The organism is Mesorhizobium sp. M0904 (assembly GCF_040319475.1).
Classification (GTDB): Bacteria; Pseudomonadota; Alphaproteobacteria; order Rhizobiales; family Rhizobiaceae; genus Mesorhizobium.
In genome coordinates this window covers 83,905-109,241 of the sequence record NZ_JAMYOC010000014.1, presented here as the reverse complement: position 1 = coordinate 109,241, position 25,337 = coordinate 83,905, and the positions used below count along the sequence as shown (strand labels likewise).

General features: G+C 62.8%; 21 protein-coding genes. 10 read left to right on the top strand and 11 right to left on the bottom strand.

All coding sequences use genetic code 11. From position 1 onward, the window contains the following. Positions 1–96: 96 nt before the first annotated feature. The gene (locus tag NKH80_RS16615) at positions 97–6,483 is read right to left on the bottom strand and encodes an apolipoprotein A-IV repeat region-like domain-containing protein (RefSeq protein ID WP_352992551.1); all 6,387 of its coding nucleotides are present in this window, start codon (positions 6,481–6,483) and stop codon (positions 97–99) included. Between the two features lie 286 nt (positions 6,484–6,769). Here NKH80_RS16615 and NKH80_RS16610 point away from each other — a divergent pair, with 286 nt between their 5' ends. The 3 genes from NKH80_RS16610 (at position 6,770) to NKH80_RS16600 (ending at position 8,666) form a co-directional block, all read left to right on the top strand. Continuing rightward, positions 6,770–7,138: an Hpt domain-containing protein gene (locus NKH80_RS16610; RefSeq protein WP_352507889.1), complete on the top strand. Its 369-nt coding sequence runs from the start codon at positions 6,770–6,772 to the stop codon at positions 7,136–7,138. Between the two features lie 97 nt (positions 7,139–7,235). Continuing rightward, a complete protein-coding gene (locus NKH80_RS16605; RefSeq protein ID WP_254817397.1) occupies positions 7,236–7,556 on the top strand; it encodes a 2Fe-2S iron-sulfur cluster-binding protein in 321 nt (106 codons plus the stop codon). Between the two features lie 81 nt (positions 7,557–7,637). Beyond that, entirely contained in the window at positions 7,638–8,666 is a 1,029-nt protein-coding gene (locus NKH80_RS16600; RefSeq protein WP_254817396.1) for an NAD(P)/FAD-dependent oxidoreductase, read from the top strand. A gap of 27 nt (positions 8,667–8,693) precedes the next feature. Here the strand turns inward: NKH80_RS16600 and NKH80_RS16595 are convergent, their stop codons facing one another. Then, entirely contained in the window at positions 8,694–10,175 is a 1,482-nt protein-coding gene (locus tag NKH80_RS16595; RefSeq protein ID WP_352507856.1) for an MDR family MFS transporter, read from the bottom strand. A 225-nt stretch (positions 10,176–10,400) separates the two neighbouring features. Beyond that, positions 10,401–11,018 carry a DUF922 domain-containing Zn-dependent protease gene (locus NKH80_RS16590; protein WP_352992547.1) on the bottom strand — a complete coding sequence of 206 codons (618 nt, stop codon included), beginning with the start codon at positions 11,016–11,018 and terminating at the stop codon, positions 10,401–10,403. A 96-nt stretch (positions 11,019–11,114) separates the two neighbouring features. Here NKH80_RS16590 and folP point away from each other — a divergent pair, with 96 nt between their 5' ends. From folP to folK, 3 genes are read left to right on the top strand one after another with little or no spacing between them, the layout of a single operon-like run. Next, positions 11,115–11,960, top strand: coding sequence for a dihydropteroate synthase (folP, locus tag NKH80_RS16585; RefSeq protein WP_352992545.1), 846 nt, complete (start codon positions 11,115–11,117; stop codon positions 11,958–11,960). A gap of 3 nt (positions 11,961–11,963) precedes the next feature. Then, on the top strand, positions 11,964–12,323 hold the full coding sequence (gene folB / locus NKH80_RS16580; RefSeq protein ID WP_023674838.1) for a dihydroneopterin aldolase: 360 nt from the start codon (positions 11,964–11,966) through the stop codon (positions 12,321–12,323). Next, on the top strand, positions 12,307–12,819 hold the full coding sequence (gene folK, locus NKH80_RS16575; protein ID WP_352992543.1) for a 2-amino-4-hydroxy-6-hydroxymethyldihydropteridine diphosphokinase: 513 nt from the start codon (positions 12,307–12,309) through the stop codon (positions 12,817–12,819). The genes folB and folK overlap by 17 nt, the downstream gene beginning before the upstream one ends. A 24-nt stretch (positions 12,820–12,843) precedes the next feature. On the opposite strand, the gene NKH80_RS16570 is transcribed toward folK, so the two are convergent. Both NKH80_RS16570 and NKH80_RS16565 read right to left on the bottom strand, forming a co-directional pair. Next, entirely contained in the window at positions 12,844–13,392 is a 549-nt protein-coding gene (locus NKH80_RS16570; RefSeq protein ID WP_352992609.1) for a DUF924 family protein, read from the bottom strand. A 20-nt stretch (positions 13,393–13,412) separates the two neighbouring features. Beyond that, positions 13,413–15,248, bottom strand: a complete 1,836-nt coding sequence (locus NKH80_RS16565; RefSeq protein WP_352992541.1) for a monovalent cation:proton antiporter-2 (CPA2) family protein — start codon at positions 15,246–15,248, stop codon at positions 13,413–13,415. Between the two features lie 229 nt (positions 15,249–15,477). Here NKH80_RS16565 and NKH80_RS16560 point away from each other — a divergent pair, with 229 nt between their 5' ends. Next, entirely contained in the window at positions 15,478–15,744 is a 267-nt protein-coding gene (locus NKH80_RS16560; protein ID WP_352736606.1) for a hypothetical protein, read from the top strand. Between the two features lie 61 nt (positions 15,745–15,805). On the opposite strand, the gene NKH80_RS16555 is transcribed toward NKH80_RS16560, so the two are convergent. The 4 genes from NKH80_RS16555 to NKH80_RS16540 form a co-directional block, all read right to left on the bottom strand. Further along, positions 15,806–16,360: a hypothetical protein gene (locus tag NKH80_RS16555; RefSeq protein ID WP_352705529.1), complete on the bottom strand. Its 555-nt coding sequence runs from the start codon at positions 16,358–16,360 to the stop codon at positions 15,806–15,808. A gap of 87 nt (positions 16,361–16,447) precedes the next feature. Next, entirely contained in the window at positions 16,448–17,542 is a 1,095-nt protein-coding gene (locus NKH80_RS16550) for a YcjF family protein (RefSeq protein WP_352992539.1), read from the bottom strand. Continuing rightward, on the bottom strand, positions 17,539–19,017 hold the full coding sequence (locus tag NKH80_RS16545; protein ID WP_352705525.1) for a YcjX family GTP-binding protein: 1,479 nt from the start codon (positions 19,015–19,017) through the stop codon (positions 17,539–17,541). Before NKH80_RS16545 ends, NKH80_RS16550 begins: the two co-directional genes overlap by 4 nt. Positions 19,018–19,079: 62 nt before the next feature. Next, the gene (locus NKH80_RS16540) at positions 19,080–19,583 is read right to left on the bottom strand and encodes a SixA phosphatase family protein (protein ID WP_352705523.1); all 504 of its coding nucleotides are present in this window, start codon (positions 19,581–19,583) and stop codon (positions 19,080–19,082) included. A gap of 262 nt (positions 19,584–19,845) precedes the next feature. Here NKH80_RS16540 and dksA point away from each other — a divergent pair, with 262 nt between their 5' ends. Then, on the top strand, positions 19,846–20,262 hold the full coding sequence (dksA, locus tag NKH80_RS16535) for an RNA polymerase-binding protein DksA (RefSeq protein WP_352992536.1): 417 nt from the start codon (positions 19,846–19,848) through the stop codon (positions 20,260–20,262). 83 nt (positions 20,263–20,345) lie between these two features. Here the strand turns inward: dksA and NKH80_RS16530 are convergent, their stop codons facing one another. Then, on the bottom strand, positions 20,346–21,104 hold the full coding sequence (locus NKH80_RS16530) for a hypothetical protein (RefSeq protein WP_352478983.1): 759 nt from the start codon (positions 21,102–21,104) through the stop codon (positions 20,346–20,348). Positions 21,105–21,305: 201 nt separating this feature from the next. Here NKH80_RS16530 and cckA point away from each other — a divergent pair, with 201 nt between their 5' ends. Together cckA and NKH80_RS16520 are read left to right on the top strand one after the other, a co-directional pair. Further along, positions 21,306–23,879: a cell cycle histidine kinase CckA gene (cckA, locus tag NKH80_RS16525; RefSeq protein ID WP_352992534.1), complete on the top strand. Its 2,574-nt coding sequence runs from the start codon at positions 21,306–21,308 to the stop codon at positions 23,877–23,879. 83 nt (positions 23,880–23,962) lie between these two features. Next, positions 23,963–24,673, top strand: coding sequence for a purine-nucleoside phosphorylase (locus NKH80_RS16520; protein ID WP_254817383.1), 711 nt, complete (start codon positions 23,963–23,965; stop codon positions 24,671–24,673). A 50-nt stretch (positions 24,674–24,723) separates the two neighbouring features. Here NKH80_RS16520 and NKH80_RS16515 read toward each other — a convergent pair whose 3' ends face one another. Beyond that, positions 24,724–25,119, bottom strand: coding sequence for a hypothetical protein (locus tag NKH80_RS16515; protein ID WP_352992532.1), 396 nt, complete (start codon positions 25,117–25,119; stop codon positions 24,724–24,726). Positions 25,120–25,337: the final 218 nt, after the last annotated feature.

Below are 25,337 nucleotides of genomic sequence, written 5' to 3'. Positions count from 1 at the left end.
AACTGCTGGCACGGCACTCTACAGCGCCAATGGAATTCAGTACGGCATGAAAAAGGCGGGAAATCCCGCCTTTTCGTTTATTCTCTATCGCCCGCTCTAGTGAAGGCGGCCGCTGGCGTGTGCCAGCATCGTGTAGACCTTGCCGGTATCCGAGGTCAGGTAGGTCTGTGCCATGATGTTGTCGCGGTCGTTGCGCGACACGTCCTTGAGCAGCTTTTCGAAATCGTCGCAGTAACGATCGACAGCAGCTCGGAACTCCGCCTCCGACTGATATTTGCGGCGGATCTCGTCGAACGTCTGCTGGCCCTTCAGCGTGTAAAGTCGGCGCGTGAAGACGTCGCGCTCGCCGCGCCGGTAGCGGTTCCAGAGCTCGATCGAGGCATCGTGATCGATGGCGCGCGCGATATCGACCGAGAGCGAGTTCAGCGATTCTACGACATGAAGCGGCGAACGAGCAGCGGGAGCAGGGCGCGGCGCTTCGGCGGGCACCGCCGGCTTGGCGTCGTCTTCGCGCGATGCACCGGTCAGGAGGTCGCGCACCCAGCCGCCTTGCGGCGTGCGGCCGTTGGGGTCGCGCTGGCGTGGCGCTTGGTCTGCGGGGCGTTCGAGGTCGAGCGTGCCGCGCAGCGCCGCCTCGCCCGAAGGCGCCTGCGGGGGACGGCGCTGTTCTGGAGCCGGAGCCGGGCGACGTGGCGGTTCGGCGGGGCGTGCGGCAGGCGCTTGCGGCGCCGGACGCAGGTTGCGCTGTTCCGAACTGTCGGCGCTACGGCCAGATTTCGCAACGATTTCAGAAAGTTCCTTCAGCGCGTTGATCTGCTCTGAAACGGCACGGCGGATAGCCGTGGTCGATTCCTTTGCCTCTTCCGGCATCTCGATGACGCCTTTCTTGAGCTCGGCGCGGGTGAGGTCGAGCTCGCTCTTGATCGAGCCGGCGGTACGCCGCATCTCCTCGGTCGCATCGGCAAAGCGCTTGGTGGCCGAATCGACCACTTCAGAAATCGCGGTACGGATCTTGTCGGCGGATTCCAGCGTCTTGCCTTCGGCGTTCTGCAGCGTTTGGCCGACCAGATTCTCGAACGAGCGCATGACCCTTTCGAGATCTTCCGATTTCTTGACAAGGCCGACGGCGAGGTCCTCCAGCGACGATTGCCTTTCGAGCGTGTGCTCGAGATTGCTCTGGGCCGAGCTCAACAGGTCCGAGGCACTGGAAAGCAACCGGCTGTGCTCGTCGAACTTGGTGGCGATGGAAGCAACCTCGCGCAAGGTCGAGGACGACAGCTCGGTGAGCCGTGTCGTGTTCGAATCGACCAGGCGCGCCGAACTGGCGAAGGTCTGCGCGGTCTTTTCCGTGGTCGCTGCGAAGCTTTGCGTGCTCCCGGTCAGGCGTTCTTCAACCTGGCCGAGATTGCCCGCCGCCTGCTCGATCAATTGACCGAGCTGCGAGCTGGAGGTGGTCATGCGGCCGATGAGGTCGGCAACGCTGTCGGCAAGCGTCGAGCGCGCGCCTTCGACGGCCGACAGGGTTTCTGCCGTGCGGCTGGCGAGGGCGTCGACGAGGGCGGCGTTTTGAGTGCGCAGCTTCTCGGTCGCACGTTCTGTGACCTCTTCCATGCTCTTTTGCAGCTCGGAGCCGCCCTGGGCAAAGCGCTCGACCAGAGGCCGTGCCGTCTCGTCCAGGATTTTTGATATTTCAGCCGAACGTGCCGCGAGCATCGTATTGAGCTCGCGAGTATTGGCACCGATGGTCTTTGCAGCGTCATTGGTGCTCTGGCCGATATGCTGGCCGACCGCGGTGAAGGTTTCGGCGATCGTGTTGGCACGCGAGACCAACTGCGCCTCGGCGTTCGCGACCTGCTCGTTGAGCCTTTGGCCCATTGTCTCGGCGGAGTAGGCGAGGCGGTTCTCGACGCCGGCGACCTGCTCCTCGACGCGGGCCGCTGTGGCAGCCGCACTCGATGCCAGGCGTTCGTCGGCACCGGCAAGCACCTGCTCGATTTCACGGGCATGGACGGCGAGTTCCTGGCCAGTCTGCCTAGCGCGCTCGGCAACCCGCTGCTCGGTGCTGGTGAAGGCGCCGACAATGGTGTCGGCATGTTCGCCGATGGCGGTGCTGCTGTCGGCGATACGGGATACCAGGCGATGATCCGCCTCCTCGAAGATGCGGCCGATCTCAGACGCACGGGCCGAAAGTGCTTCGGAGCCTTCGGCAATGCGCGAAATAAGTTGCTGGTCGGCGGCGTCGAAAATGCGACCCAGATCCGACGCGCGTGCCGCGAGCGCTTCGGCGGATTCGCCGATGCGCATGCCCAGTCGCTCGTCGGCCGTTTCGAAATTGCGCAGGATGTCGCCGGCACGTGCCGCCAGCGACTGGGCCGTTTCGATGGCGCGAGAGACCAGCCTGTGGTCCGCCGCGTCGAAGGTGCCGGCAATCTCACTTGCTCTGGCTGCCAGCTGATCGGCCGCTTCCTGGGCGCGCGCGAGCAAGGTGTTCGACGTGTCGTCGACGCGGGCAATCAGTGCGCTCGACGTATCCTCGGCGCGCGCGGCAAGGCGACGATCCGCCTCTTCAAAGGTGCGGGCGATGTCCTCCGCCCTGGCGAGCAGGGCAGCGGAGGTCTGCTCGGCGCGCTCAGCGATCTTGCGGTCGGCATCGCTGAATGCCGCGCCCGCCTGCTCATGCAGCGCGCTCGTGACTTCCAGGACCTTCTCGCGCAGCGCCCCGGCGACGAAGACCGCGCTTCTTTCCAGCACACTGCGAACGTTGTCGACACCCGTCGACAGCGCCCGCTCCATGGTGCTGGCGCGCTCCTCGATGATGCCTGTCTGCCGGCTGAACGCCTGCTCGATCTTTTCTACGTCGGCAGCGATTGCATCGGAGATGTCGGTGCTCCTGGCGGCGATCTGGTCGATATGGCCAGACAGCGAACGGTCGACATCCTTGCGCGTTTCGGCGAGCCTGGAGAGATCATCCTGCAATGCGCGGGTCAGCATGTCGCGGCCCTCGCTCAGCTTGCCGACATGACCGGCGACGATCTCGTCGACCTCGCTGCGGCTCATTGCAAGCCTCTCCAGGTCGGCTTCCAGCGCGCGCCTGAGGATGTCGCGGCCTTCTGCCAGTTTCTCGACCTGGCCGGCAACCAGCCCATCGATGCTCGAACGGCTTTCGGCCAGCTTGGCGAGATCGTCCTCGAGCGCCTTCGACAGGGTCGAGCGGTCCTGGACGAGCTTCTCTGCGTGGGTTGCGACAAGGCTATTGACGTTGCCGAGATCGGCTTCTAACGCACGCGAAAACTGCGCGCGATTATCGGTCAATAGCTGCGACTGATCGGCGATGGCGCCCCTGATCGTGTTGAGATCGGCCTCCAAGGCGCGCTTGAGGATATCGCGGCCTTCGGCCAGTTTCTCGACCTGGCCGGAAACCAGTCCGTCGATGCTCGAGCGGCTTTCGGCCAGCTTTGCAAGATCGTCTTCCAAGGCGCGCCTGAGGATGTCGCGACCCTCGGCCAGCTTCTCGACCTGGCCGGCGACCAGCCCGTCGATGCTCGAACGGCTCTCTGCCAGCCTGGCAAGATCGTCCTCGAGCGCTTTCGAGAGGGCCGAACGCTCTTCGGTAAGCTTGTTCATGTGTTCGGAGACGACGCCCCGCACGGTCTCGAGATCGGTCTCCAGCGCCCGCGACAGCTGACCACGGTCTTCCGCCAGCTTTTCGGACTGGCTGGCGATGACGCCCTTGACAGTGCTCAGATCGGCTTCGAGCGCACGCTTGAGGATGTCGCGGCCCTCTGCCAGTTTTTCGACCTGGCCGGCAACCATCACATCGATGCTCGAGCGGCTTTCGGCCAACTTGGCGAGATCGTCTTCGAGCGCCTTCGAAAGGGTCGAACGGTCTTCGGCAAGCTTGTTCATGTGATCGGAGACAACGCCCCGCACAGCCTCCAGGTCGCTCTCCAGCGCCCGTGACAACTGGCCACGGTCTTCCGCCAGCTTTTCAGACTGGCTGGCGATGACGCCCTTGATAGCGTTCAGGTCCGATTCAAGCGCGCGCTTGAGGATATCGCGGCCTTCCGCCAGCTTCTCGACCTGGCCGGCAACCAGCCCATCGATGCTCGACCGGCTTTCGGCCAGCTTGGCAAGATCGTCCTCAAGCGTCTTCGAAAGCAGGCTGCGGTCATCGGCGAGCCTGCCGGAATGATCAGCGATCAGACTCCTGATGTCGGAGAGGTCGTTATCGAGTGACTGGGAAAGACCGCTGCGGTCTTGCGCCAATTTCGCCGAATGCGCCTCGATGAGGCCATTGATGCCGGCGATGTCGGCTTCGAGCGCACTGGCGAGTATGGCGCGACCCTCGGCGATCTTTTCGACCTGACCGGCGACGAGGCCGTCGATGGCGGCGCGACTCTCTGCCAACTTGCCGAGGTCGGCCTCGAGCGCGCGCGAAAGGATGCTGCGGCCTTCGGCGAGCTTGCCGACGTGCCCGGCAACCATTTCATCAATTATCGTACGAGCTTGCACGAGTTTTCCGGAGTCTTCGTTCAGGGCCTGGGCCAGCCTGTTGCGACCCTCTTCAAGGCTTTCGAGATGGCTGCCCAGTGAAGCGTCGATCGCTGCGCGCGATTCGTTGACCTTGCGCAGATCCTCCTCAAGGGCGCGCGAGATAAGGATGCGGCCTTCGGCAAGCTTCTGCACCTGGTTGGCCACCGCTGCGTCGATTTCGGCGCGACCCTCGGCGAACTTCGCCAAATCGGCCTGCATTGCCGCCGCCATCCGGTCGCGGCTTTCGGAAAGCTTGCGGCTATGGTTTTCGACGGCTTCCTCTATGCCGGCGCGAGCATCGGCAAGCCGCTCGATGTCCGTGTCGAACGAACGCGATACGACATGGCGTGCCGCTTCCATGCGCCCGGCGAAATCGCCGGCGCGGGCTTCAAGCATGGTCGAGGTCGATGAAATGATGTCGGCCATGTCGGCACCGATCTGGGTCTTGCCCTGATCGATCATTGCCGACAGCGTCTCCTTGCTATCTTGGAAGGTGTGGGCGATTTCGCGCGCGCGCTCGACCAGCGTCTCGTTGATCTGGCGTGCGCGAGCCTCCAGCGCGGCGTTGAGCTTCTGCGTGCCGGTGTCGAGCGCCTCGGCGCGGGTCTGGAACTCGCTGATCAGCGCCTGGCCACGTTCGGCAAGCGTCCGCTCGATGCCGTTGAGGCTGGCTTCGAATTCCGAATTGAGTGTGCGGGCGGCGCCGCCGAGCAGCGACACCATGCCGCTTGTGCGGTCGTCGAGCAGGTCGGTCAGCGACCGCGTCAGGCCATCGGTGGTGTCCGTCAGCTTGGCGATGCGGGTGTCGAGCAGGCTGGCGAAGGCCTCGCCCGACGTCGACAGCCGATCGGTGATCGATTCGAGCCGGCCTTCCACCGAATCGAAGATCGACATCGAGCTTCCGTTGATCCTGTCGATCAGCGTGTCGCCGGATTCGTTGATCGTCATCGACAGCTTGGTCGAGGCATTGAGAATGCTGTCGCGAATGATATCGCTGGCGGCGTTGATCTCGTCTTTCAGTGTCTCGTGGGCGCCGGTGATCGAGGCGCGCACGCGCTCGGCATGGGTGACGACTGCTTCGCGCTCGCTGCCCAGCCCGTCGACCAGCGAGCGGATGCGGGACTCGTTCTCTGAATAGGAGCGCTCGATCTGGTTCACCTCGCTGTGAACCAGCGTTTCGAGCTCGACGGCACGCGCAAGCGTGCGTTCGATGCCTTCGCCCATGGCTGCCACCTCGCGGCGAACCGCTTGGCCGATCATCATGACGCGATCCTGGGCAAGATTTTCCGGCTCGGCCAGACGGAAGGCCACCTCGGTCATCGACTGCGCGGCAAGGCGCATCTCCTGAGCGCGGCGAATCATCACTGCGAATGCCCAGAACAGGATGACAGGCACGATTGCCGCGACCGCCAGGCCGATCAGCTCGGGACGGGCGAAAAACTGATCGAAGGTGCGGATGTTCCAGATGCCAGGTCCGAACAACAGGTTCGCAAGGCCGCCAGCGCCGGCGATCCAGGCCAGCGAAACGAAAGCCACGACCCAATAGATCGTGTTCGAGGCGCGCCGATTGAGGGTGTGCAGGAGCGTTTTATAGTCTTTTTGACGATCGTCGTTGGCCGGCGAGAAAGCTGCCGGCTGCGAGCCATTGCGCGTTGCGACAGGACGCAACTCAGCCGGCTTGGCCTTTGGCGCGGAATTTGCGTTCTGGCGTTGATTGGCGGCTTGTGCCGCGCTCTGGGTCTGGTCCGGGGCAGGCGGTTCGTTCTGGCTGCGACCTTCGCGCGCCAGCTCGTCGGCGGCTTGCGATATTTGCGCTTCCAGATCTTCCATGGATGCCGCCATGTCGAAGTCGCCGCCGGCATCGCCGCTCAGGTCGATATCGAGTGCCTTTTCGAGTTCTCTGGCTACGTCGCTGTCGAGCGTTCTTGTCGTCGTTGGTTTCTTCGCCATGCCTTCGCTACCCTGTACAAGCTGCGGCGGGACTTATGGTTCTGCTTATTGATTCTGCCTAGCGTGTCCCGCGCAGGAGGCTGAAAATGGACCCTGTCGTATCGTAATGACACAGCCGGGTAAAGAAAACATGCATTCCGCCCGATACGTAAAACTTTAAATATAAGGTTAACACAGCCGTGATTCCGGCGCCGTTATCGCGACATTTTTCCGGGCCAATCATTAACCCGTTGTCCACCGGATACGCCTAGTTTTTGCGGCGGTCGAAGAACGGAGTCTCAAAGTGATACGTGGCGAAAACGGCATTGCCTTCTCGATGCCCGGCGGCGATGTGTCGGGGACAGCCGGGGCGCGGCCGATCGACCTGGCGCATCTTGCGCGCCAGACGATGGGCGATCGGAGCCTCGAGCAGGAGGTGCTGGCTCTGTTCGTGCAGCAGGCGCTGTCGGTGCGCGACAAGATCGTCGATGCGGATGTCGGGCAGCGGCTGCTATTGGCACACGGGCTCAAAGGCTCGGCGCGCGGGGTCGGCGCCTTCGCCATCGCCGATTGCGCCAGTGCGATCGAATGCCGGCCCGAAGACGCCGGCACGCTGAAGCGGCTTGGCTCGCTGATCGAAGAAGTGCGCGACTTCGTCGCCGCCATCAGCCGATAGCACTTATTCCCGAAACGCCACACAGCGGCGCTTTGGCGCCGCAGTTGACTTGTCCGGCAGAGTGATTATGTCGGCTCAGACTCCCTTCAGGTGACAAATGACCAAGCTGACCTTCATCGCCCATGACGGCACGCGTTTTGACGTGGATGCCGAAAACGGCTCGACCGTCATGGAAAATGCGATCCGCAATGCGGTGCCGGGAATAGAAGCGGAATGCGGCGGCGCCTGCGCCTGCGCGACCTGCCATGTTTATGTCGACGAAGCCTGGACGGCGGAGGTCGGCGAGCCGGAAGCCATGGAAGAGGACATGCTGGATTTCGCCTACGACGTCCAGCCGAATTCGCGGCTGTCATGCCAGATCAAGGTGCGCGACGCCCTCGACGGGCTGGTCGTGCGCGTGCCGGCCCGCCAGGGCTGAAGCCGATTTTTGCCGCTGCCGCTTGGCAGCGGACCAATGGTCATGCAGTGTCGCGCCGTTTCCCATAAAGGCGCATGCTTCATGACCGCTATCATCAAGACAGACGTACTCATTGTCGGGGCAGGGCCTGTCGGTCTGTTTGCGGTATTCGAGCTCGGCCTCTTCGACATGAAGTGCCATCTGATCGACATACTCGACCGGCCCGGCGGGCAGTGCGCCGAACTCTACCCGGAAAAGCCGATCTACGACATTCCGGGCTGGCCCTCAATCTCGGCGCAAGGTCTGGTCGACAAGCTGCTTGAGCAGATCGCGCCGTTCAAGCCCGAATTCACCTATAACCGCATGGTTTCGGGCCTGGAAAGACTGGAGGACGGCAGCTTCCGCGTCACTACCGACGAAAACGAGGTGTTCGAAGCCAAAATCGTCGTGATCGCCGCTGGCGGCGGCTCTTTCCAGCCGAAGCGGCCGCCGATCCCGGGCATCGAACCCTATGAAGGCAAGAGCGTGTTCTACTCGGTGCGCCGGATGGAGGACTTTCGCGGCCATGACCTCGTCATCGTCGGCGGCGGCGATTCGGCGCTCGACTGGACGCTGAATCTGCAGCCGGTGGCCAAGAGCGTGACACTGGTGCACCGGCGGCCCGAATTCCGTGCAGCGCCCGACAGCGTCAACAAGATGTATGCCATGCAGGAGATGAAGCAGCTGGAATTCCAGGTTGGACAGGTGACTGGCCTGACCGGCGCCGACGGCCAGCTCGCCTCCGCCATCATCAAGGGACCGGAGGGCGATATCGAAGTACCGTGTACGCGGATGCTGCCATTCTTCGGCCTGACGATGAAGCTCGGCCCAATCGCCGAATGGGGCCTCAATCTCCACGAGAACCTGATCCCGGTCGACACCGAAAAATTCCAGACGTCGGTGCCTGGCATCTTCGCCGTAGGCGACATCAACTGGTATCCCGGCAAGTTGAAGCTGATCCTGTCAGGCTTCCATGAGGTCGCTTTGATGGCGCAAGCAGCCAAGCGCATCGTCAGCCCCGGCGAGCGCATTGTGTTCCAGTATACGACCTCGTCGACCAGCTTGCAGAAGAAGCTCGGCGTGGTCGACTGAACCTCGCTGTATTTTCGTCGGGCCGGTCTACTCCGCCAACGCTGGGGCCACAGCCTCGGCGTGGCCGCGAAGCGTTTTTTCCGGCATCAACCAGAGCGTGATGAACGACAACAGCAAGGTTGCGGCCGCTGCAAGAAAGATCATCACGAACGGCATGGCCGAGGCAACATGGCCGGCCGGCTGCGTGCCTTCGCTGGCCAGCGGCAGGCCGTAGCCAAGGGCGACGGCACCAAGCATGGCGACGCCAAGCGCACTGCCCAGCGAGCGGAGGAAGGTGAGAACGCCGGTCGCCACGCCAAGGTGCATACGATCGACGGCGTTCTGGACCGAGACAGTGGCAACCGGAAAGGTCGTGCCTGTGCCCAGGCCTACGCAGGTCGTCAACACCTCGACGAGCAACAGTGAGGCATGGCCGGCGACCAGGCTGAGCACGCCGAGGCACAGGATCGAGAAAACCGTTCCGATCATGGCAATGCGTTTATAGTGGAAAAAGCGCGGGATCATTCGCGCGCTGAAGGTCGCACCGGCCACCGTGCCGAGCATCAGCCCAAGCAACGCGGTGCCCGATTCGCTGACCGACAGGCCGACGACCGATTGCAGGTAGACCGGCAGATAGACCGACAAGCCGACATTGGCGGCCTGCAGCAGGAACATCGACAGCGTCCCGGCGAGAACGATCGGATTGCCGAGCACTTCGAGCGAGATCAGCGGTTCGGCCGCACGCAGCAGCCTCAGCGCGAACGCGCTCCAGAACACCGCTGAGCAGAAGAGCAGTCCAAGGATTTCAGGCGACAGCCAGGGATACTCGCTGCCGCCCCAGTTCAAGGCAAGCAGCAGCAGCGAGGTGGCCGCGACCAGAAGCAGCGCGCCGAGGCCGTCGATGCGGTGATGTTTTGCGGCGATCGGCAGCTTCTTGAGCGGGTTGTTGATGATCGCCATCGCCAGCAGGCCGAGCGGAATGTTGATCCAGAAGATCAGCGACCAATGCAGATGTTCGGCGAAGGTGCCGCCGAGCAGCGGCCCGGCGATGCTGGCGACGGCCCAGGTGCCCGAGATCCAGGCGGCATAGCGAGCCCGCTCGCGCGGCGGCACGAGGTCGCCGATCACGGTCTGCGTCAGGGCGAACAGCCCGCCGCCGCCGGCGCCCTGGATCGCGCGGCCGACAACCAGGACCAGCATGTTGGGGGCGGTGGCGCTGACCAGCGAGCCGGCGAGAAAGATCAGGATTGCAGCATAGACGGTGGGCCGGCGACCATAAATGTCGGAGATCTTGCCGTAGAGCGGCGCCACGGCGGTCGCGGTCAGAAGATAGCCGGTCACGATCCACGGCAAATACTCGGCATGCCCGAGCAGACGTGCCATCGTCGGCATCGCCGGCGCGACGATGGTCTGGTCGAGCGCTGCCAGCAGCATCGACAAAAGCACGCCGCCGATGATGGCGTTTTTCTCGGTTTCGGTCAGCGGCGTGCTGGTTTCCACCATCGCTTGCTTGTCGATAGCCTGGTCCATATCCATTCATCCCATTACGCTTGGGTGCACGTCCGCGAGGCGCTGGACTGCGTCGAGTGTACAGATTGGCCGTGTTCTCGTGCCTTTGAGATGAGCCCTGCGAACTCGATATATGTCGTTCGCTATAGGCCGATTTCGACAGCGGCTCGAAAGTTTTTCGAAGCTGGCACCATGTTTCGGCAAAATTGGCTTTGGTCCAAATTGGCTTTTCCGACGACGCGGAGTTCAGCCGGGAGTGAGTCGGCCGTTCTCAATGCGCTCGATGCGGTAATTCAAGAGCCGCAGGATGCGGCTTTGGAAATTGACGCTTTCCACACGATCGAAGCGCATCTGCTCCTGGTCGTGCTTGGCGAGCATGGCCGCCGTTATTTTTGCGGCCTTGGCCTTGGCCAGTTCGCAGGTCTTTTCCGGGTAGCTCGCCTTCAAGGCGTCTTCGAGTTCGCGGCCATGGTTCTTGGCAATCTCGACGTGGCGTTCCTCATGGCGCTTGATGTCGGCGGACAACGTATCCCAGAACAGCCTGACGCCTGCATCGGCTTTCCGCGGGCGGCGCCACTGCGGAAGGATCACCTTGACCTTGACGATGACGACAGCGTCGGCAATCCAGCACGAGCCCGGCTTTTGCGCGTAGCTGACGCGGGTGGTGAACGCCATCTGGGTAGCGCCTGGATGCCGCGACCCGGTGCTTTTCACCTGAGGCCCGAGTTTCGACAGCTGGGTCTCGATGTCGTCGAGCGTCCTGCCGCCGATCGGGAAATAACTATATGTCTTGACGAGAGTTGCAGCGCTGGCCGGGAATGCGGTCAGGGCGAGCATCAGGGCGCAAAGGAAGGATCGTTTCATCGTGTTGCCTCTTTGCCCACCTTGCTTTACCGCCGTCTCCGGCGCAACGGAATTGATCCCCGGCCACGCCGCGGGATCGGACATGGTTGATGGGCAATGATGACAGGGCGATGGCAGTTGGCCCACGGACGCCATCTCGACATTGGTGGCAAGGCCGTGGTCGTCGGCATCCTCAACATCACGCCGGACAGTTTTTCCGACGGCGGCCTGTTCGATGCGCCTGAAAAAGCAGTTGACCAGGCGCGCCGCATGGTCGGGGAGGGGGCCTCCGTCATCGACATAGGCGGAGAATCGACACGTCCCGGGGCGTCTGCGGTCTCCGCAAAGGAAGAGCAGGCTCGCATATTGCCGGTCATCGAGGCGCTCGCGACGTCTGTCGGAACGCTGATCTCGGTCGATACCTATCGCGAGGATACGGCCCGGCTCGCCGTCCAGGCCGGCGCACATATCGTCAATGATGTCTGGGGCCTGCAGCGCGAACCGGGCATTGCCCGCATCGCGGCCGAAACCGGCGCCGGGCTTGTCATCATGCACACGGGACGGGATCGACAGAAACTGCCTGACGTGATTGCCGATCAGCTCTTCTTCCTCAGGAAGTCGCTGGAAATTGCGCGACGGAGCGGTGTTGCCGACGACCATATCGTGCTCGACCCGGGCTTCGGCTTCGCCAAGGAGACGGCCGCTGAAAATCTTGACCTGATGGCACGGTTTTCCGAGCTTCGTGCGCTGGGTTTTCCACTGATGGCCGGCACATCGCGAAAGCGCTTTATCGGCACCGTCACCGGCCGCGATGCAGCCGCAAGGGGCGCCGGAACCGCGGCCACCAGCGTCATCCTGAGGCTCAAAGGCGCGCATCTCTTTCGCGTCCACGATGTCGCAATCAACGTGGATGCGTTGGCCATTGCCGATGCTATGCTGGCGCGTGAGATCGGGGAAAGCTGAGCCATGTATGTCATCCGCATGAAAAACTGCGCTTTCTTCGCTCGGCACGGTGTGCTGGACGAAGAAGAGACGCTCGGCCAGCGCTTTTATGTCGATGCGGCACTCACGGTGGATCCCGGGCGGGCGCTGGTCGAGGATTCCATCGAGGACACCGTCAATTACGGCATCGCTTTTGCGGTCATCGAGAAGATCATTACAGGCGAGCGGCGCTTTCTGATCGAAGCGCTGGCGCTCGAAGTGGCGAGGGCGCTGACGGCGCGGTTTCCGCAGATCAAAAAGGCCGAGATCACCGTGCGCAAGCCGAATGCCCCGGTGCCGGGTGTGCTCGATCATGTCGAGGTGACCGTTGTCTGGCCAGAATAATACCGTCTATCTCAGTCTCGGCGGCAATCTCGGTGATCCGGCGAGGTCGATGGCTGCGGCACTGGGCATTCTGGATGCCGACGAGAGCACGCGCGTCGTCGCCGTTTCGTCGCTCTACCGCACGCCGCCCTGGGGCAAGCTCGATCAGCCGGATTTCCTCAATGCGGCGGCCGAAATCTCGACCGCGCTCGCACCGCGAGACTTGCTGGATCTCTGCCTTGATGCCGAGCGAAAATTGAAGCGGGTGCGCGAGGAGCGCTGGGGTCCGCGCCTGATCGATATCGACATTCTCGTGTTCGGCGACCGCGTTATCCACGAGACCGGGCTGGAGGTGCCGCATCCGCGCATGCTGGAGCGCGCCTTCGTGCTGGCACCGCTGGCAGAAATTGCGCCGGAGCTCGTGGTCGACAGCAAGAGCGTGTCAGAGCGGCTGGCCGCCGTCGACACATCGGGCATTGAACGGCTGCCGTCAGGCCGGGATTGGTGGAAGGCCTGAGGCTGCCGCCATCGGTGCCCGATATCAGCCGGAAAACCCACCTCCGTCTAGGAACATTTGTTCGTCCGGTGTCGTCTCGCGGCCAAGCATCCTGTTTCGGTGCGGAAAACGGCCGAAGCGCTGGATGATGTCGCGATGCTCGATCGCATATTTCAGGTAGGACGGAGCCTTGGCGGCGGTAAGCTCCACCGATTTGAGCTGATCGGCGAGGTCCTCCGAATGCTCATAGGGCAGATAAAGAAAAACGCGGAGCTCTTCGTCGAGCGCCAGGTCATGACCGGCAGCGATCGCCTTCCCGGCGAAATGCCGCGCCAGCGGGTCCGTGGCGTACATGTGGCCGGTGCCGCGAAAGCAGTTTCGCGGAAACTGGTCGAGGAGGATCATCAGTGCCAGAGACCCTTCGGCGTGTCTAGACCAGCCGTCGCATTCGCGGCCGGCGGCGGCGAAGTGCAGATCGAAAAACCGGGTGCGGAAGTCGGCATCAAAGGCGTCGTTCTTCTCGAACCAAGCCTCCTCCCCGGCGTCGCGCCAGAATCTGGTGACGGAGAGAGCGCGCTCGTCCAGTTCGTTCATCATTCGCGTCATTCCAAGGTTTAATCGGCTGGTTCGGATTTCTGCAGCACGCCGGCGGTCTCTTCGTTGAGCGCCTGGCCCGCGCGCCGTGGCGTGCTGAGCGGCGTCGGAATGGGGGTGCCGATATTGCCTTTGAGAAAGCGTCGCCCGGCGCGGATGCCTTCGGCCAGCTGAAGTTCGAAACGGGCAGTGTCGCGGCGACGGACATCCTCGATGACCTCGGCGACCTCTTCTGGGTCGACGCCAAGGGCTTCCAGTGTCGAGCCGCCGAAGACAAGCGCCGATTCGAAGGTCTCGCGGAGCTGATAGTCGACGCCGGCACGAATGAGCTGCAACGCGGTGCCGCGGTCGAAAGCCCGTGCCAGCACCGTCAGCAAGGGAAACTCCGCCTTGATCAGTTCGGCGATGCGCACGGCGGCATCGGGCTTGTCGACGCAGATCAGCACTGCGCGTGCCCGCCCGGCTCCCGCGGCACGCAGGATGTCCAGCCGCGTGCCGTCGCCATAATAGACCTTGAAGCCGAAATCGGCTGCCGCCTGGATCATTTCGACCTCATTGTCGATGATCGATACGTCGATGCCGCGCAACAAAAGCGGCTGGCTGGCGATCTGGCCGAACCGGCCAAAGCCGATGATCAGCACGCTGCCGGTCAGGCCGTTGGCGACATCGATGCCTTCAAGCGACTGCTCGTCGCGCGGGGTCAGATACCGCAGGGCTATGATTGCCAACGGCGTCAGCACCATGGAAATGATGACGATAGCGGTCAGCATCGCATTGGCCTGGCTATCGATGATCCCGACTGCCGCCGCTGCGGAATAGAGGACGAAGGCGAATTCGCCGCCTTGCGCCATAAAGACTGCGCGCTCGAGTGCTTCCCGGTGGCCGGTTTTTAGAATGCGGGCGACGATATAGATGCCGATCGCCTTCATCATCATGTAGGCGACGACATAGATGGCAATGAGCTGCCAGTTGACGACGACCACATGCAGGTCGAGTGACATGCCGACAGCAAGGAAGAACAGCCCGAGCAGAATGCCGCGGAACGGTTCGATGTCGGCCTCCAGTTGGTGGCGGAAGGTCGATTCCGACAAGAGTACACCGGCCAGGAAGGCGCCCATCGCCATCGACAGGCCGGAAAGCTGCATGGCGAGCGCCGATCCGAGAACGACCAGAAGGGCGGCTGCGGTCATCACCTCGCGGGCGCGCGCATCCGCCAGGATACGGAAGAACGGATTGAGCAGATAGCGTCCTGCAAGCACCAGCCCGACGATCGCGGCAAGGCCGATACCGACCTCCGTCAACCGATCCGACAGGCTCATATCGGCGCCGCCCGGCGCGAGGAAGGCGATCAGCGCCAGCAGCGGCACGATGGCCAGGTCTTCCAAAAGCAGGACCGAAACGATGCGCTGGCCCTTTGGCGTGGCCAGTTCGCCGCGTTCTTCCAGCAATTGCATGACGATGGCCGTCGAGGTGAGCACGAAACCGGCGCCGGCGACGAAGGATTGCGCGATAGGAAAACCTCCCGCCAGCCCGACGCCGGTCAGCAGGACCGCGCAGACGCCGACCTGCAGCGCGCCAAGCCCGAAAATCTCGCGGCGCAGGCCCCACAGCCGTGACGGCTGCATCTCCAGTCCGATGATGAACAGGAACATGACGACGCCGAGTTCGGCGACATGAAGAATGGCTTCAGATTCGGAAAAGATGCGCAGCCCAAACGGGCCGATCACGACGCCGGCCGTCAAATAGCCGAGGATGGAGCCAAGTCCCATGCGCCTGAAGATCGGCACCGCAACGACGCCGGCGGCAAGCAGCGCCACCACCTGGATCAGATCGCTGTTCGATGCCTCTGCCGCCATGCCTGCCGTTCCGCTCTCTTGCAACAAGCGGCCAAGATAGGGGCTTCGGAGCGGATCGAACAGTGCGAATCCGGTGCGTCGTGGAAGCGATATTGCAGGCGCACTGCACAGGATAATGAGCCTCCGGGCGTCGCTTGTTCCAGCGATCCGGCGCTAAGGACGCCCGGCTTCGGCCAGTGGAGGGCGAGCGTCGATCAAGTCGCGGCCCTTTTTTGAGGAGATGACTGACATGAAGACCTTTTTGCTGGTTGCCGTTGGTATCGCGGCACTTGCCGGCTCCGCCTGTTCCAAGGCACCGGAGTGCACGACCGAGATGCTGACCAAGAAGGCTCAGGACATGACTGCAGCGCTTCAGGCTGCAATTACCAAGGATCCGGCCAAGGCTGCCGATCTCACAGCCAAGGTCCAGGCGGTCACAACCAAGTATCCGGGTGGCACAGCAGTGGCTGACGCCTGCAAGGCCTATGACGAGCTGACTGCGGCGATCAAAGGCTGAGCGCCCATTGCATGTCAAAAGGGCGGCGCCGTTTGGCTGCCGCCTTTTTCATGCCGGAGGCTCAGTTCGGAGCGATGGAGCCAACTTCTACCCCATCGACCCGTTTCAACTTCATCCCGATGACCGGGACCAGTTGCTGGTCGACGCGCACGGCAACGGTCACCGTCATCGAATTGTCGTCTGGGACAAGCGCCTGCATTACGCCGCGCAACTGATTGCGATTGATGGTGAAAACCACCTTGTGCGCATCGACGACATTGCCACCGATAATGTCGAGGCCGGACCCGGCGGCGCCGCCCATGAAGCTGCCCTTGTAGCCTTGGCGGCCCTTGTGCTCGATCGTTGCCGACATCTGCTGGGTGAACATGCCGACCCGGCAGCCGCCGTCGAGCGACATGCCGACTTTGCCGTCAGGCGTCGAGCCGGTGAAGCTGCAGGTGAATTTCGTGCCCTTGTATTTGCCGGCGACGATTTCTCCGGGGCCGACCCATTTGCCTTCGACCGATCGAAAGAACTGCTTGTCCGGTTCCGCCCCCGTAGCCCTTCCGGCAATGCCGACGGTTGCGACAAGCGCGAGCGCCACGGGCAGCCCGCTGGACAGAATAACGCTTTTCATCGACGACACCCGGCAACAAAGAGACTGGTTTGGACGCTTCCGACCATGAACAAGATTGGTTAATGCTTTGTCACCCCAAGGCAATAGTCACGTTCCGGAAACGGATGTTTCTTTTTCTTTCTTTGCTGCAAAGGACGTCAGCGCGGAGAGGAAATCGCCTAATCCAGGCCGCCTGACCGCGTAAAAGGGCAGGGGCCTTGCGGTTTCCATCGCTGCAATGCCGATGCGCGCCGTCATCATGCCGTTGACGACGCCTTCGCCGAGCTTTGCCGACAGCCGGGCCGCAAGGCCGTGGCCGACGATCTGTTGGACGAAACTGTCGCCGACGGCGATCGACCCGGTGACCGCGAGATGGGCGAGAACGCTGCGCGCCAGGCGAAAGAAGCCAAGCGTGCCCGGGCGGCCGCCATAGAGCTCCGACAGTCGCCGAATCAGCCGCCCGGCTTCGAATACGACATAGGCGACGTCGACCAGCGCGCGCGGGCTGACCGCGGTCACCAGGGACACACGCTTTGCCGCCTCGAGGATCATCACCTTCGCGCGGGCGTCGAGCGGGCCGAGGATCTCGGTCTCGGCCAGGCGCACCAGATTGCCGCCGTCAATGATCTCGCCGCGCAATTCGGCCAGCGAGCGCCTGCCGGCCGCGGTTTCGGGCTTGGCCGAGACAAAGACCGACAACTCGTCGACCACGGCTCGGGCGGTCTTCGGATCGTCACGGGCAATCGCATCGAGCGCCCGCTTCTGCAACTTTTCGACCTCGGCAAGCCGGGCAATCGCCATGAACTCGCGCACGAGGATGATCAGAAGCGCCAGGATGGCGATCGCGGCCATGCCGGCGGCCAGCCAGCCCAGCCACTCGGCGCGCTCGAACAGGTCGCGAATCAGCTGGTCGGTCCAGAGGCCGACGGCGAGCGAAACCAGAACGCCCAGCGCGCCGAAGAACAGGCTGCCAAGCAGCGAACGTTTTCGCGGCGCAATCGCCGGCGGCGGCTCGGCAGCGACGATATCAGGCTCGTCGAAGACGTCGATCTCCGCCGGTGTGACCACGGCCAGATCCGCCTTCACGGTACGCGGCTTTCGCGCCGGCGTGGCCTCGGACCCAGCATGGCGAGCCGTCGAATCTTCCTTCTGCTGGGGCTCCGCCTCGATGCGAAAGGCCGCCGGTCTGCGGGGCGCACTCATGCGAGATGATCTCCGATCAGGAACTGCAGCGCGCGGTCGAGCCTGATATGTGGCAGCGACAGCGTGACGCCCTCGGCGGTGCGCTCGAGCTTCGGCGGGCGAAAGCGCACGAAGCGGATTGCGGGGTCGTCATTGTTCTGCCGGCGGATCGATTCGGCAACGTCGAACAACGCATCAACTTTCTCCGGCAAGTCTCCGGGAAATATGGCTGTTTCGGTCTTTCCGTCAAAGGTTTCGCCGTTGATTTTTTCGCCACGCAACGGCGTGCCGATAATGACCGGCAAAGTCTCGCGGCCCTGCTTGACCGTGCCTTCACGGGTCGCGCGCATGGCCGCCATGGCGACGACGTCGACGTCGGCTCCGGTGAAATTCGCCCGCGCCACGGCGCGGTCGGCTAGCCGCCGCACGATGGCCTGCAGGCGGTCGTGGCTTTCGTGGTGCAGGTGGTCGGCCTTGGTCGCGGCCACCAATATGCGGTCGATGCGCCTCGAAAACAGGTCGGTCAGGAGGTTGCCCCGGCCGGGCCGGAAACAGGACAGGATTTCGGTGACCGCGCGCTCCAGATCGGCCATCGCGCCGGGGCCCGCATTCAATGCCTGCAATGCGTCGATGAGCACGATCTGGCGGTCGAGACGCGTGATGTGTTCGCGAAAGAACGGTTTAACGACATGCGTCTTGTAAGCCTCGTAGCGCCGCTCCATCATAGCCTGCAGCGATCCCGAGCGGGAGCGCCGGCCGTCCAGATTCGGCAGCGGCGCGAAGGTGAGAGCGGGCGAGCCTTCAAGATCGCCGGGCATCAGAAAGCGGCCGGGCGGCAAGGTCGAAAGCGCCCGCTCATCGAGCTTGCAGGCCTTGAGATAGGCCGCGAAGCTCTCGGCGAGACGGCGCGCCGTCATCTCGTCGGCGTCGGCGTTGGGGTCGACCGGATTGGAGAGCGCCCGCCATTCCCGCGAAAGATCGACACGCACCGGCAACACGGCCATCTCGAAGGCCTCACGCGAAAAATCGGCGTAGGACTTGCCGAGCAGCGGCAGGTCGAGCAGCCATTCGCCGGGATAATCGACGATGTCGACCGACAATTTGCCGGCGGAAAACATGCGGCTCCAGCCAGAGGCCGATTCGTATTCGATGGTGAGCCTCAGTTCGGAAATCGCACGCGTCGAATCCGGCCAGACGCGCTCGTCGACAAGAGCCGCGATGTGATCCTCGTACTGGAAGCGTGGTACGGCGTCGTCCGGCTGCTCTTCGAGAAAAGCCCGGGCGATGCGCCCCGATTTTTGTGCCTCAAACAGCGGCAAGCGTCCACCATGGACCAGATTGTGTACAAGGGCCGAGATGAACACCGTCTTGCCGGCGCGGGACAGCCCGGTCACGCCAAGCCGCAGCGACGGAGCGAAAAGCCCGGCAGCGCGGCCTGACAACGTATCCAAGGCAATCTTGGCCTCGTCGGTAAAAGTCGTCAGCGATGATGCCAAATCTGTTCTCGCGGGCCGGTCAGGCTCCGATATAGGCTTTGATGCGCGGCTTTGAAATGGCCTCAGATATCCGCAGGCGTCAGGAAGGCTTCGAGATAGCCGGTGCCTGGCGCAGCCTCGGCAAGTCCGCCGTTGAACCGGACCACGGCAAGTGCGGAGGTCGGGAAGCCGTGGTTCAGCATGGCCCGCGCGGTCTCGTTGCCGTCGCCCGACAGCGCCATGGCGAGATCCCCAATCATCGGCTTGTGACCGATGACGAGCAAGGCATCCAGCCCGCCATTTTGCCGGATGGCAGTGAGGTACGCCGCGGCATCGTCGCTGTAGAAGGTGTCACAGAACAGCACCCGGCCCGTGTTGGTATGGCCAGCCAAGCTTTCCAGCGTCTGGCGGGCGCGCTTGGCGCTTGAGCAAAGGGTGAGGGCCGGTGCGTATTTGCGGGAACGCATCAGCACGCCCATCGCTTCGGCGTCGGCGAAGCCGGATGGATCGAGCGGGCGGTCGAAGTCAGTCACGCCAGGCAGCGCCCAGCCGGCCTTCGCATGCCTCAGCAGGTAAAGTTTGGTCACGAAACCCCCGATATGTCGGGTACCGACCGGTCAAATGCGGCCGCAGGAATTAGCCATCAGAAGCGCTTCGCGCGCAATGCCGATGCCCCCTCAAGCATAATGAATCATGCGCGAATTCGGGCGTGCCGTTCATGCGAATGATGTCGCCAATGTCGGTTTGTCCCACATAAACAAATGCGTGAAACTGTCGTCGATTGCGCTTGTGCAGTTTTCGGTCCGCGAATATATAGGCGCCAAATTTGGGGTTTGTTGGGTGAGTCGAATGAACGACATCGTTACCGCCGATTACGTACCCTCCGAAGACGAGCCGTTTATGAACGAGCGGCAGAAAGCCTACTTTCGCATGAAGCTCGTCACCTGGAAGAACGACATCTTGCGCGAAGCGCGCGAAACTCTCGAAATCCTGCAGCAGGAAAACGCCAACCACCCTGACCTCGCCGATCGCGCCTCCTCCGAAACCGACCGCGCCATCGAACTTCGCGCCCGCGATCGCCAGCGAAAACTCATCTCCAAGATCGATTCGGCCCTCCAGCGCCTTGACGAAGGCACTTACGGTTACTGCGAGGAGACGGGCGAGCCGATCGCGCTGAAGCGGCTCGACGCGCGCCCGATCGCCACCTTGTCGATCGAGGCACAGGAGCGCCATGAGCGGCGCGAGAAGGTCTACCGCGACGACTGAGCAGGCGGGAAAAACACGGCATCGGTAGAGCGTTCAAAATGGCCGGTTTTCCGGCCATTTTCATTTGGCCGTTCGCTATCGCCCTATCTTTTCTGATTGGACAACTCGCCGAGGAGCTTCGTCATCTCGTCGTCGAGAGAGGGCGATGCCTTCGCCACCGGCTTGCTCGCCGTTTGGCTGAAGCGTGGCTCGTCGAGGGAAACCTCCAGCTCCTTCATCAGCGCATCGTCGATCGACTCATGCTGTGCCGGCGGCTCGTATCTTGCCGGGGAGTCCTGTCTTGCCGGCTGCGGCGCATGCCGCGAGGCATTGGCATTGACGGATCCATAACTTGGCAACGGTGTAACGTTCGATGCCGGTTTCGGCGCCGGCGTAGGCGCCGGCATTGTTGCCGCCATCGTCGCCGTCTGGCGGGCTCGGACAGGGGGTGCGGCCGCGCTTGCCGGCTGCGGCGGCGCTTGCCTCGCCGGCGCGGCTGTGGTCTGAGCTGGCCTTGCTGCCGGCTGATGGCTGTTGTCTCCGGTCAATGCCGGGCGGCGCAGCGCCGAGAGCCTGATGTCGCGCTCGACGACGACGTCGGTCGGACCACCGATCAAGAGCAGGTGCTCGATATCGTCGCGGCGCACCAGCACCAGCCGCCGGTGACTGTCGACCGCTGTGGCATCCATGACAGCCAGCCGCGTCTTGCGGTTCCTGCCCCCGGCGACGAATGTTCCGAATGTCAGGCTGCGGACCAGCCTGATGATAAGAAGAATGATGAGCAGCAGGACAAGTACTGCAAACGTCCATAGGATTGCTGCGGCATAACCAGGCCCCGCCACGCCATCCAGCCATTGCAGCATTGGTTCCCCCAAAATCAGCTTTCGAAGAGAGGCGACACTAGACTGTTGCGGCAGGCCACCGCAAGTTGCCTTTCACGCTTCGTGAATAGCTCGAAACCGGGAGCCGAACGGCGTCATTTTTAGCGGACATCTGCCGCCGGGCCTTTTCCCGACCCTGAGAATATGATTCAACCGACGCCGGAATTCACGAGCAGGGGGCACATGGCCAAGGAAGCGCGCGGCGATTTCTATCCGGTACCTATCGTCGACCAGAACACGCGACCGGGCGCGGTCACCCGGCTCATCGTTTTCATCGTCGTCCTGACAGGGGCAGCGATCGTCTTCGGCCTTTTCCGAGAGCGACTTGGCGATCCATTCCTGCTCGGCATGCTTGGCGTGCTGGCGATGATCGGCGTCGGCTTTCTATTCGCCACTGCGATCGGCTTCGTGCATATCACGCCGCGCTCGACAAGCGACGAACTGTCGAAAGCTTTCGTCGATTCGATGTCACAAGGTCTCCTGGTCACCGACACCAAAGGCCGTATCATCTACGCCAACCGGACCTATGCCGATATGACGGGTGCCGAGTCGGCCGCCGACATCAAGACGGTCGAAGGTTTGCTTTCAGACGTTCCCGAGGCCTCGGTGACCATATACCGGCTGGCGTCGGGCCTGCGCGACGGCCAGCCGGGCGACGGCGAGTTTCGGCTTGCGCAGTCCATTCGGCCAGGCGCCGAACCGGGCGCGCGCTGGTACCGCGTCCGGGCCCGCGCGTTCAGCGTTCCAGGCCAGCGGCTGCCGATGCTTGCCTGGCAGCTTGCCGATATCTCGCAGGAACGGGCCGAGCAGGAGCGGTTCTTTCTCGACCTGCAAAAGGCGATCGATCACCTCGATCACGCGCCGGCCGGTTTCTTTTCGGCCGACCAGGAAGGCCGCGTCACCTATATCAACGCGACCCTTGCGGAGTGGCTGGGCATCGACCTGGCCAGCTTCACTCCCGGCGCCATCACGCTGCCGGAGATCGTCGCCGGCGACGGCATGGCGCTGGTCCGTTCGGTCAAGGCCGACGCTGGTACCACGCGCAATGCCGTTATCGACCTCGATCTGACGACGATGACCGGCGAGGCGCTGCCGGTGCGCTTCATGCATCGTGTCTCGGCCAGCCGAGAGGGGCTCAACGGCCCGACTCGCACCATCGTGCTCAACCGGACGCAAGGCGAGGACGCTTCGGCCGACCTCCGTGCATCGGAAATACGCTTCACGCGGTTCTTCAACTCGACGCCGATGGCGATAGCCGGCGTCGATCATGCCGGCCGCATCCTGCGCACCAATGCGCCGTTCCTGTCGCTGTTTTCCTCGGTCGTCGACCGCGACGCGGTCGATCGGCGTGTGCGGCTGGATACGGTGATCCACGAGCGCGACCGGCCGGCTTTCGCCGCGGCCTTTGAAAAGGCACGCCAGCAACAGGCTGACATCGAGCCGATCGATACGGTGCTGCCCGGCAATGACGAGCGCCACATACGCTTCTACGTCAATGCGGTCGCTGACGGCACCGGCGGCGAGGGCGCCGAGGAATCGGCCATCGTCTATGCCGTCGAGACCACCGAGCAAAAGGCCCTCGAGGGCCAGATGGCGCAGAGCCAGAAAATGCAGGCGGTCGGCCAACTCGCCGGCGGCATCGCGCATGATTTCAACAATGTGCTGACCGCCATCATCATGGCCTCGGACCTGCTGCTGACCAACCACCGGCCGTCCGATCCGTCATTCCCGGACATCATGAACATCAAGCAGAACGCCAACCGGGCGGCCTCGCTGGTGCGGCAGCTGCTGGCCTTCTCGCGCAAGCAGACGCTGCGGCCGGAGGTGCTCAACCTGACCGACGTGCTCGCCGATCTAAGGATGCTGCTTGCCCGGCTGGTCGGCAACGACATCAAGCTCAAGATCGACCATGGCCGCGACCTGTGGCCGGTCAGGGTCGATATCGGGCAGTTCGAGCAAGTGGTGGTCAATCTGGCGGTCAATGCACGCGACGCGATGCCGGCCGGCGGCGAACTCACCGTACGTACCCGCAACGTCAGCGCCGGGGAATGCAAGACCTTTTCCTATCGCGAACTTACACCGGCCGACTATGTGCTGGTCGAGGTCGAGGACAGCGGCAGCGGCATCGCGCCTGATGTGCTGAAAAAGATCTTCGAGCCCTTCTTCACGACAAAGGAGGTTGGCAAGGGAACCGGCCTCGGCCTGTCCATGGTCTATGGCATCATCAAGCAGACAGGCGGCTTCATCTTCTGCGATTCCGAAGTCGGCAAGGGATCCGTGTTCCGCATCTTCCTGCCGCGGCACATTGCGGAGGCAAGGAAGGCGGGCGAGGCTGGAGAGGCGCCGGCCGCACCTGCCAAGATCGCCGACTCAGCCAAGGACCTGTCGGGCTCGGCCACGGTGCTGCTGGTCGAGGACGAGGACGCCGTGCGCATGGGCGGCATGCGGGCGCTGAAATCGCGCGGCTACACCGTCCACGAGGCGTCGTCGGGCGTCGAGGCGCTTGAGGTCTACGAAGCGCTCGGCGGCAAGGTCGACGTCGTGGTGTCGGACGTGGTGATGCCGGAAATGGACGGCCCGACGCTGCTTGGCGAATTGCGCAAACGGCAGCCCGACATCAAGTTCATCTTCGTGTCCGGCTATGCCGAAGACGCGTTCGCCAGGAACTTGCCGGCCGACGCGCATTTCGGCTTCTTGCCGAAGCCGTTTTCGCTCAAGCAATTGGCCACGATCGTAAAGGACATGCTGGAATCCTGACCCTTCCAACGCTCCGCTTGCGCAATGTCGTGAGACTGCCATGATGGCAGGCGGAACGGGCGACGGGTTTTGGAAAGCATGCCGTGACGCCACACAACGAAGCTAGCAAAGGCGACTACGCAAGCACGGTGCTGCTGCCGGGCGACCCGCAGCGCGCTGAATGGATGGCGGAAACCTTTCTGGAAGCGCCGCGCTGCGTCAACCGCCGCCGCGGCGCGCTCGGCTTTACCGGGCTGTTTCGCGGCAAACCTGTCAGCATCCAATCCACCGGCATCGGCGTCTCTTCGTTCCTGGTCTATGTGCATGAGCTGCTGGACTTCTATGGTGCGAAAACACTGATCCGCACTGGTACCTGCGGTGGCCTGACCGCCGAGATGGCGCTGCGCAGCCTGGTGATCGCGCAATCGGTGCGTGGCGAAAATGCGGAGAGCGGCCAGGTTTTTGGGCTCTATCGTGCCGATGCCGGCCCCGATCCGGCATTGTTGACCCAGGCATTGGCCCGAGCTTCGGAACTCGGCATCGACCATCGGGCCGGGCTGACCATTTGCAGCGATATTTTCTATCATCCGCTGGGGCGCGAACGCTTTGCCGAAGCACAGGCACAGGGCGCGCTCGCCGTGGACATGGAAACCAGCGCACTCTACCGCATTGCGGCCGATTTCGGCGCTCGGGCGCTGTCGATCCTGACCGTCGTCGACAACGTGGCAACCGGCGAGCAGACCGACTATTCCGAACGCCAGGGGCTTTTCACCGATATGACCCGGCTGGCGCTCGATCTGGCGGCGGAGAGCTAGGCGGCTTTTGTGCTTCGGAGTACGGAACCTCGCCAGGTTCCATACTTTTTTCAACGCTTCGTGCAGGTCGAGGCGGTAAAGGCGCCGTCTGGCTGCTTCATGATGATGTCGAAGGACGGGGTGGTTCCGCTTTCCAGCGTCGCCTGCGTAAGCGAGATCGAGTTGCCGCCACTGGTATAGCCACCCAGCGGACCTAGCCAGGTGATCACGCCGTCTGCATCCATCTGGTAGTTGTAGCTCTGCGGCGCGATGCCGAAGCTCACAGGACCGCTATAGACGTTTCCCTTGATGGTGATTTCGCCGAGGCTGAGGAACATGCCAAGCAGATAGACTTCGCAATGATAGGAGCCGTCCGGCAGCTTGCCGTCGCTGAAGCCGGCGCGCGCTACGGTCGTCGCCGCCAGCAGAAGCATGGCGGTGAAAATGCAAGAAGCTCTGAAAGCCATTTGATCGCTCGTTAAAGGGGGTTCAAACTTGCCCATTTCGCCGCGGCGCTGCAATCCTCGTCAGCGCTCATATGATGCTGCTCAAAATTCAGGCATTGGCCTATATGTGAGCAAAACTTAGGCTGATATGGGTGATCCTTTCTCGTTTCGAACATAGCAGGCGAGGTTCATCTCCTGCAGCTAATACATTAACCGACTGACAGAGCTGGGAAATCCTA